Source organism: Geobacillus proteiniphilus (genome assembly GCF_001908025.1).
In the GTDB taxonomy this organism is placed as follows: Bacteria; Bacillota; Bacilli; order Bacillales; family Anoxybacillaceae; genus Geobacillus; species Geobacillus proteiniphilus.
Genome location: NZ_MQMG01000043.1, coordinates 26,207 through 35,479, shown reverse-complemented (window position 1 = coordinate 35,479; position 9,273 = coordinate 26,207). Strand labels below are relative to the sequence as shown.

Sequence of the window (9,273 nt, the reverse complement as noted above, 5' to 3'; positions counted from 1 at the left end):
AGCCCGGAGCCGCTCGTTCGCTTCGTGCCGCTGCAGCCCAGCCATGGCGAATGGCCGTTGACGCAATACGCCATGGGGGCGCTTGAAGCGCTCGGATTGCTGAAAATTGATTTTCTCGGTTTGCGCACGCTTACGTTGATCGAGCAGATCGTGCGCTTGATCGAGCGGCAGACAGGAAAGCCGTTTGACATCCGCACGCTGCCGCTCAATGATGAAAAAACGTACGCGCTGCTTGGCGCTGGAGATACAAACGGCATTTTTCAGCTGGAATCAAGCGGGATGAAGCGCGTGCTCGCCGAGCTGCGGCCGTCGCAATTGGAAGATGTCGTCGCCGTCAATGCCTTGTATCGGCCGGGACCGATGCAAATGATCCCCGTTTACATCCGGCGCAAGCGCGGGGAAGAGCCGGTGTCCTATGCCCATCCTGATCTTGAGCCGATTTTGGCGCCCACATACGGGGTGTTGATCTACCAAGAGCAAATTATGCAAATCGCCGCTCGACTTGCCGGATTTTCTCTCGGACAAGCGGATGTGCTTCGCCGGGCGGTGGCGAAAAAAGAGAAAGCGCTGCTTGCTGAGCAGCGTCAGGCGTTTGTCGCCGGCTGCATGACGAACGGCTATCCGAAAGCAGTCGCCGAGGAACTGTATCGACACATCGTCCGCTTTGCCGATTACGGCTTCAACCGAAGCCACGCGGTCAGCTATGCGCTGTTGTCGTATGCGATGGCGTATATGAAAGCTCATTACCCGCTTTGTTTTTATGCGGTCATGCTCACCAATGCTTCCGGAGACCGAGAAAAAGCGGCGATGTACTATTGGGAGGCGGCGCGAAAAGGGATCAACATCCTTCCGCCGTCGGTCAACAAAAGCGGTTTTCGCTCTTCCGTTGAGGGGAGCGCCATTCGCCTCGGGTTGACGATGGTGAAGCAAGTCGGCTCGGCGGCGAAGCTGATTGTCGAGGAGCGGAAAGCGAACGGACCGTTTGCCGACTTCTTTGATTTCGCTGCTCGCCTGCTGCCAAAAGGGCTCGGGCGCCCGGCGCTCGAGGCGCTCATTTCCGTTGGGGCGTTTGACGAGTTCGGCGCAGATCGGGCTTCGCTTCTTGCCAGCATTGACGTTGCGATCGAACATGTGCAATGGATCAGGCCTTTAGAAACAGGCGGGCTGTCGTTAAAGCCGAAATACGCTGATGCGCCGCCTCTATCGCCGGCTGAGCGGCGGCGGCGGGAAGCGGAGTTTCTTGGCTTCGCCGTCACCCCGCACCCGGCGGCGGTGCTTCGCCCGTTGCTGCAAGCGGCGGGGGCGGTGTGTGTTGCCGATGTACAAGGTCCGTCAACTGTGGTCGGGGGAGCGGTCGTCCGCATACGGAAAACGAGGACAAAGCAGGGTGAAGAAATGGCGTTTTTCACCGTCGGCGATGAGAGCGGGGAATTGGAGGCGGTGGCGTTTCCGAACGTTTACCGCCGCGCGGCGGACGTATTGAAAGAAGGGCAGTTTGTATTGCTTGCCGGAACGATTGAGGTGCGCGGCGGACGGCGTCAGCTCATCATCCGCCGGGCCGAACGCTTGACGGCGTCGGCGCTGTATATCGACGCCAGCCGCCAAGACAAGGCGCGTCTTGCCGCGCTGAAGCCGCTGTTGGAACGACACCAAGGCCGCACCCCGGTGTATTTGTACGATGAAGCGAAGCGAAAGCTTCTCCGTCTTCCCGAGCGGTATGCGGCCGATCTCACCGCCCCGCTTGTCGATGAACTGCTTTCCTTGTTCAGCTTCGGACGCGTGGTCGTCAAGTAAATCGCTCTTTACTATTTCATTATTTTGTTATATCGTATAACCATTAGGTGGTCAGACCAGTGGATGAAGCGAAGGAGAGGGGTCATTGTATCAAAGAGGAGAACGTGTGTGCCGAGACGTTGAAACATATCCACCGTATGATGGTGGAAGACAACTTAGCCCCTGGCGACAAGCTGCCGTCGGAGCGCGAGCTGGCCGAACGGCTCGGCGTCGGGCGTTCATCAGTGCGCGAGGCGTTGCGGGCGCTTGAATTTCTCGGCTTGATTGAAACGCGGCGCGGCGAGGGGAGGTATATGCGTGAGGTCGGCAGCCACCAGCTGATCGACCTGTTGGCGATGTTTTTGTTGGAAAACGAACGGGCGAAGGCGGATTTGGCGGAAACAAAATGGCTCATCGAGCGCCTGTTGCTTGAGCTTGCGTGCCGGCGCCGGAGCGCGGAGGACGTAGACGAGTTGAAAAAAATCGTTCGTCAAAAACCGATTGATTTCGCGCGGTTTTTCGAGACGGTGGTGGAAGCGGCTGGCAATGTTTTGCTCGCCCGCATTTGGCGGGTGCTGTCGGGGTTTGCCGCTTCGTTTGCGCCCGAGCCGCCCCTTGCCGACGCCGGTTATGAACAGCTGCTTGCCGCGTTGGAAAGGCAAGATCCGGCGGAGACTGTCGCCGTCTGGGAGGCGCAACGGCCTTCGCCGTTGTCGAAACGGGCAGGACATCGTTTGACAAACAATGATGTCCATTTTCGATAAAGTAGTAGAGAGGCGAAAACGCAAAGGAGGGGCTCCCTCGTGTGGAAAGACTTGTTTGCGAAAAAGAAAAAGTATGCACCGCTGCCTTCAGAACAAGCGAGGCATGAAGTGCCGGAAGGTGTGATGACGAAATGTCCGCAATGCAAAAAAATTATGTATACAAAAGAGTTGATCAAAAACTTGCGCGTTTGCCTAAGCTGCGGCTACCATCATCCGATGCCGGCGCGTGAACGGATTGCAAGCCTTCTTGATGACGGCAGCTTCTGCGAGTATGACGCCGATATGATCTCGGTCAATCCGCTCGGCTTTCCGGGCTACATAGAAAAACTGGAAGAAGACCGGCGCAAGTCGGGGCTGAACGAGGCGGTCGTCACCGGCGAAGGGGCGCTTGACGGCCATCCGCTCGTCATTGCTGTCATGGATTCATCGTTTCGCATGGGCAGCATGGGCTCGGTCGTCGGCGAGAAAATCGCCCGCGCCGTCGAGCGGGCGCGCGAACAGCAGAGGCCGTTTCTCATTTTCACCGCTTCCGGCGGCGCCCGCATGCAAGAAGGGGTGTTGAGCCTCATGCAAATGGCGAAAACAAGCGCGGCGCTCAAACGGTTCAGCAACGACGGCGGCTTGTTCATCTCCGTCATGACCCACCCGACGACTGGCGGTGTATCGGCGAGCTTCGCCTCGCTTGGGGATTATAACTTTGCTGAGCCGGGGGCGCTCATTGGTTTTGCCGGCCGTCGCGTCATCGAGCAGACGGTGCGCGAAGAGCTGCCGGACGATTTCCAGACAGCGGAGTTTTTGCTGAAGCACGGGCAGCTCGATGCCGTCATTCACCGCCACGAGCTGAAAGAAACGCTTGCGGTCGTCTTGGATATTCATCAAAAAGGAGGGGAAGAGGGATGGTGGCGGAATTAGAATTCGAAAAGCCGCTTGTCGAGCTGCGCCGCAAAATTCAAGAGTTGAAAGAGTTCATGAAAACGGCGGACGTCGATTTATCGGCGGAAATCGAAAAGCTCGAAGCGCGCCTCGCCAAGCTGGAAAACGAGATTTATGCGAATTTGACGCCGTGGGACCGCGTGCAAATCGCCCGCCATCCGCAGCGGCCGACGACGCTCGATTACATCGAGCGGTTGTTTACGAACTTTCTTGAGTGCCACGGCGACCGCTGCTTTGGCGATGACGAGGCGATCGTCGGCGGCATCGCCAAATACGACGGACTCCCCGTGACGGTCATCGGTCATCAGCGCGGCAAAGATACGAAAGAAAACTTGCGCCGCAACTTTGGCATGCCGCATCCGGAAGGGTACCGGAAAGCGTTGCGGCTCATGAAGCAGGCGGAAAAGTTTTCTCGGCCGATCATCTGCTTTATCGACACGAAAGGCGCCTACCCGGGCAAAGCGGCCGAAGAGCGCGGGCAAAGCGAGGCGATCGCCCGCAACTTGTTTGAAATGGCTGGACTCACGGTGCCTGTCGTCTGCATCGTCATCGGAGAGGGCGGAAGCGGCGGGGCGCTGGCCCTTGGCGTCGGCAACCATATCCATATGCTTGAAAACTCGACGTACTCGGTCATCTCGCCGGAAGGGGCAGCGGCGATTTTGTGGAAAGACGCTTCATTGGCGCAGCGGGCGGCGGAAACGATGAAAATCACCGCTCATGATTTAAAGGCGCTCGGTGTCATTGATGAAATCATTCCGGAAGTGAAAGGCGGAGCGCACCGCGACGTCGATGAGCAAGCCAAGCGAATTGACTGCGTGCTGCGCCGTTCGCTCAAGCAGCTGTTGGCGCTTGATGGCGAAGAACTCGTCCGGCAGCGTTACGAAAAATTTAAACAAATGGGCCAAGTGTCGTTTTTGCCGGAAACGATTCGGGCAAGATAAGGAAAAAGCTGTCTCCGTCTGCGAGACAGCTTTGTTCTATCGTGAAAAAATCCACTTTTGTAAGCCGTTTCAGCAAAGCCTTCTGTATTGTGTTCCACTGTTGTTCATGGTACATTAGGGATGTTCAAGAAGACGTATGAGGTCGGACGTGTGCAATTTGATGCAAATGAGGTGGAAATGATGAAACGGATTGGTGTGTTGACAAGCGGCGGCGACTCGCCGGGCATGAATGCGGCCATTCGCGCTGTCGTCCGCAAAGCGATTTACCATGGGGTGGAAGTGTATGGAATCTACCACGGGTATGCCGGACTGATCGCCGGAAACATCAAAAAGTTGGAAGTCGGGGACGTCGGGGACATCATCCATCGCGGCGGCACGATCCTTTACACCGCCCGCTGCCCGGAGTTCAAGACGGAAGAAGGGCAGAAAAAAGGGATCGAGCAGCTGAAAAAGCACGGCATTGAAGGGCTGGTCGTCATCGGCGGCGACGGGTCGTATCAAGGAGCGAAAAAATTGACGGAGCACGGCTTCCCGTGCGTCGGCGTGCCCGGGACGATCGACAACGACATTCCAGGCACCGATTTTACGATCGGCTTTGACACGGCGCTCAATACGGTCATTGACGCCATTGACAAAATCCGCGACACGGCGACGTCGCATGAACGGACGTACGTCATCGAAGTGATGGGCCGCCATGCCGGCGATATTGCGCTATGGTCGGGGCTTGCCGGCGGGGCGGAGACGATTTTGATTCCGGAAGCGGACTACGACATGGACGACATCATCGCCCGCTTGAAGCGCGGCCATGAACGCGGCAAAAAACATAGCATCATCATCGTCGCCGAGGGAGTTGGCAGCGGTGTCGACTTCGGCCGGCAAATCCAAGAGGCGACCGGCTTTGAGACGCGCGTCACCGTATTGGGCCACGTGCAGCGCGGCGGATCGCCGACGGCGTTTGACCGCGTGCTCGCCAGCCGCCTCGGCGCCCGTGCGGTCGAGCTGCTCCTTGAAGGCAAAGGCGGCCGTTGCGTTGGCATCCAAAACAACCAAATCGTTGACCATGACATTGCCGAAGCGTTGGCGAAAACACATACGGTCGATCAGCGGATGTATACATTGTCGAAAGAGTTGTCGATTTAATTCCCGAGGGGAAAGGAAGAAGAAGTGATGAAGCGGAAAACGAAAATCGTCTGTACGATCGGGCCGGCAAGCGAGAGCGTGGACAAGCTCGTGCAATTGATCGAAGCGGGGATGAACGTGGCGCGCCTCAACTTTTCGCACGGCGACCATGAGGAACACGGGCGGCGCATCGCCAACATTCGCGAGGCGGCGCGGCGGACGGGCCAAACGGTCGCCATTTTGCTCGATACGAAAGGACCGGAAATCCGCACGCACAATATGGAAAACGGCGCCATCGAACTGAAGGAAGGGGCAAAGCTCATCATTTCGATGAGCGAAGTGCTCGGCACGCCGGAAAAAATTTCTGTCACCTATCCGGGGCTGATCGATGATGTGTCCGTTGGTTCGAAAATTTTGCTGGACGATGGGTTGATCGGCCTTGAAGTCAACGCGGTCGACAAGCAAGCTGGAGAAATTGTCACGACCGTCTTAAACAGCGGCGTGCTCAAAAACAAAAAAGGGGTCAATGTCCCCGGCGTGCGCGTCAATTTGCCGGGCATCACCGAGAAGGATCGAGCCGATATTTTATTTGGCATCCGCCAAGGCATCGACTTCATCGCCGCCTCGTTTGTTCGTCGGGCGTCTGATGTGCTCGAAATCCGCGAGCTGCTTGAGGCGAATGATGCCTTACATATCCAAATTATCGCGAAAATTGAAAATGAAGAAGGCGTCGCCAACATCGATGAAATTTTGGAAGCCGCCGACGGCCTCATGGTGGCGCGCGGCGACCTTGGCGTTGAGATTCCGGCTGAGGAAGTGCCTCTCATTCAAAAAATGCTCATTAAAAAGTGCAACATGCTTGGCAAGCCGGTCATCACGGCGACGCAAATGCTCGACTCGATGCAGCGCAATCCGCGGCCGACGCGGGCTGAGGCGAGCGATGTCGCCAACGCCATTTTTGACGGCACCGACGCCGTCATGCTTTCCGGGGAAACCGCAGCCGGCCAGTATCCGGTCGAAGCGGTAAAAACGATGCACCAAATCGCGCTCCGCACCGAGCAAGCGTTGGAGCATCGCGACATTTTGTCCCAGCGCACGAAAGAAAGCCAAACGACGATCACCGATGCCATCGGCCAATCGGTCGCCCACACGGCGCTCAATTTGGATGTCGCGGCGATCGTGACGCCGACGGTGAGCGGAAAAACGCCGCAGATGGTGGCGAAATACCGCCCGAAAGCCCCGATCATCGCGGTGACATCAAACGAAGCAGTCTCGCGGCGGCTGGCGCTCATTTGGGGCGTGTATACGAAAGAAGCACCGCATGTCAATACAACCGATGAAATGCTCGATGTGGCGGTCGACGCGGCAGTGCGCTCCGGCTTGGTGAAACACGGCGACTTGGTCGTCATCACGGCCGGCGTGCCGGTCGGCGAAACAGGATCGACGAACTTAATGAAAGTGCACGTCATCAGCGACTTGCTTGCCAAAGGGCAAGGCATCGGCCGCAAGTCGGCATTCGGCAAGGCGGTCGTCGCCAAAACGGCGGAAGAGGCGTGCCGAAAAATGGTAGAGGGCGGCATTTTAGTCACCATCAGCACTGATGCCGATATGATGCCGGCTCTCGAAAAAGCGGCGGCGATCATCACCGAGGAAGGCGGGTTGACGAGCCATGCCGCGGTCGTCGGCTTAAGCCTTGGCATTCCGGTCGTCGTTGGGGTGGAAAATGCTACCAAATTGTTTAAAGATGGGCAAGAGATCACGGTCGATGGCGGCTTTGGCGCCGTCTACCGCGGCCATGCGAGCGTGTTGTAACGGACGTTGCAGCAAAAACAGCCTTGGCGGGAGCCAAGGCTGTTTCGATTACGTGGTCGGCTTGCCGATAATAAAGCGCCAAATATCGCGGAAAACATTGGCGCTATGGAGCGTGCGGATGATAACGAGCGCCACCGGACCGGCGATCAAGCCGAGAAAGCCGAGCAACTTGAAGCCGACGAACAAAGCGATGAGCGTCGCGAGCGGATCGAGGCCGATCGTTGAAGAAAGCACTTTCGGCTCCATGATTTGCCGCTGGACGAGGACGACGACATACAGCACGCCCAACCCGATGGCAAACGGAATGTCGCCGCTAGCAGCAGCGTAAATGATCCAAGGAACAAATACAATCCCCGTTCCCAAATACGGCAAAATATCGACGAACCCGATGATCAACGCGATGGTAATTGCGTAATCGACGCGCAAAATAAGCAAGCCGATCAACACGATGACCGTCGTAATCGAAATGAGCGTCGCCTGCGCTTTAATAAAGCCAAACAGCGCCCGCTTCAAATCAAGAAACACCGTTTTTCCGCTTGTGCGGGCTTTCGTCGGCAGCCATTGCTGCGCCATGCGCATCAGACGGTGCCAGTCTTTGCTGATGAAAAACGTCGCCAGCAGCGAAAAAATAAAAACGGTCGCTGCATTCGGCAGCCAGGCAAGAAGCTGCGGAATGTTTTGCAGGATGCTTTGAACAAATTCTCCGACCGTCGTCCCAATTTTTTTTCCGACGGCTTGAATGTTTTGTATAATTGTATCCTGTTGGGTGGCGCTTAAACTTTTAAACATCCCGGCCAAATCTTTGTAAATCGGGATGATTTGGTCGGCGACGAACGTCTCCATGTAAGTGATCAACGCTTGAAATTTTTCCGGCACGACGTTGGCTAAATATTGCGTTCCCGAAACAATTTCAGCAACGAGAAGCGTGACCAAACCGGCGACCGCGGCAAATAAAATGATGAGCGTGACGCTGACCGCGAGCCAGCGCGGCATTTTCGCTTTCCGCTCCAAAACATCGACGAGCGGGTTGATGATCATCGCGATGAAAAAGGCGATGATGAACGGATACGTCACCGTCGAGATGTAGTACGCGGCGATGGCGCCGAGCACTACGATGGCGACGACGAGAAAGAAGCGCAAAAAACGATCGACATAAACTCGGGACAATGTTTCACCCCCAACGATGTTCCATATTGATATATTACACGTTTTCTTACGGGGAAGCAAAAAGGCAAGTTTCATAGGAAAGGGCGGACGACCATGAACGAACCGGTGTTGTTTTTATTGTTGTTGCTTGCGCTTGGCCTGTTAGCGAAAAACAAGTCGCTTATTGTCGCCGTCGTCGTGCTGGTGGCCATCAAACTTGTCGGCTTGGATCAAAAAGTGCTGCCGATCATTCAGTCCAAAGGGATCAACTGGGGGGTGACGGTTATTACGATCGCCGTGCTCGCTCCCATCGCTTCTGGGGAGATCGGCTTTAAGCAGCTTGTCGGCTCTCTGCAGTCGTTGTCGGCCTGGGTGGCGCTCGCATCTGGCATTTTTGTCGCCTTGATCGCCAAAGAGGGGGTTGCGATGCTGGCCAATGACCCCCATATGACGGCGGCGCTTGTGTTCGGCACCATCATTGCCGTATCCTTGTTTCACGGGGTGGCGGTTGGGCCATTGATCGGCGCTGGCATTGCCTATACGGTCATCAAAATGGTAGAATATTTTTGATCATCAGGCGGTGTGTGGGATCCTCCGTTTTGAGATGAATGGATTTCCATTTTGTTCCTGAACATCGTTTCTTTTGACGTGTGACAGCTGACAAAAGTCTGATAATTGTTTATAATAATAAACGTGAGTGAGTTTTCGGCCAAGCTTTGTGCAGCTGTTGCGACGGGGCGGTTGTCGCCGGCATCATGTAAGCACTTTCGCGCGCGTTTTTTGCC

The 9,273-nt window shown here is 56.1% G+C and carries 8 protein-coding genes; 7 read left to right on the top strand and 1 reads right to left on the bottom strand.

Annotated elements, in window-relative coordinates; all coding sequences use genetic code 11:
- The 6 genes from dnaE to pyk form a co-directional block, all read left to right on the top strand.
- A partial coding sequence (gene dnaE / locus BRO54_RS14055; RefSeq protein ID WP_139268073.1) for a DNA polymerase III subunit alpha occupies positions 1-1,794 on the top strand: 1,794 nt, incomplete at its 5' end.
- A 59-nt stretch (positions 1,795-1,853) separates the two neighbouring features.
- On the top strand, positions 1,854-2,537 hold the full coding sequence (locus tag BRO54_RS14050) for a FadR/GntR family transcriptional regulator (RefSeq protein WP_074044348.1): 684 nt from the start codon (positions 1,854-1,856) through the stop codon (positions 2,535-2,537).
- Positions 2,538-2,576: 39 nt separating this feature from the next.
- The gene (gene accD, locus BRO54_RS14045) at positions 2,577-3,449 is read left to right on the top strand and encodes an acetyl-CoA carboxylase, carboxyltransferase subunit beta (RefSeq protein WP_074044347.1); all 873 of its coding nucleotides are present in this window, start codon (positions 2,577-2,579) and stop codon (positions 3,447-3,449) included.
- Positions 3,434-4,411 carry an acetyl-CoA carboxylase carboxyl transferase subunit alpha gene (accA, locus tag BRO54_RS14040; RefSeq protein ID WP_074044346.1) on the top strand — a complete coding sequence of 326 codons (978 nt, stop codon included), beginning with the start codon at positions 3,434-3,436 and terminating at the stop codon, positions 4,409-4,411. Before accD ends, accA begins: the two co-directional genes overlap by 16 nt.
- A 180-nt stretch (positions 4,412-4,591) precedes the next feature.
- Positions 4,592-5,551: a 6-phosphofructokinase gene (gene pfkA, locus BRO54_RS14035; RefSeq protein ID WP_066226883.1), complete on the top strand. Its 960-nt coding sequence runs from the start codon at positions 4,592-4,594 to the stop codon at positions 5,549-5,551.
- Positions 5,552-5,578: 27 nt separating this feature from the next.
- Complete coding sequence (gene pyk, locus BRO54_RS14030) at positions 5,579-7,342, top strand: pyruvate kinase (RefSeq protein ID WP_074044345.1); 1,764 nt, start codon at positions 5,579-5,581, stop codon at positions 7,340-7,342.
- 48 nt (positions 7,343-7,390) lie between these two features.
- Here pyk and ytvI read toward each other — a convergent pair whose 3' ends face one another.
- Entirely contained in the window at positions 7,391-8,509 is a 1,119-nt protein-coding gene (ytvI, locus tag BRO54_RS14025) for a sporulation integral membrane protein YtvI (RefSeq protein WP_074044344.1), read from the bottom strand.
- A 93-nt stretch (positions 8,510-8,602) separates the two neighbouring features.
- On the opposite strand from ytvI, the gene BRO54_RS14020 reads away from it, so the two are divergent.
- Positions 8,603-9,058, top strand: a complete 456-nt coding sequence (locus tag BRO54_RS14020; RefSeq protein ID WP_074044343.1) for a DUF441 domain-containing protein — start codon at positions 8,603-8,605, stop codon at positions 9,056-9,058.
- The last annotated feature ends 215 nt before the right edge of the window (positions 9,059-9,273 follow it).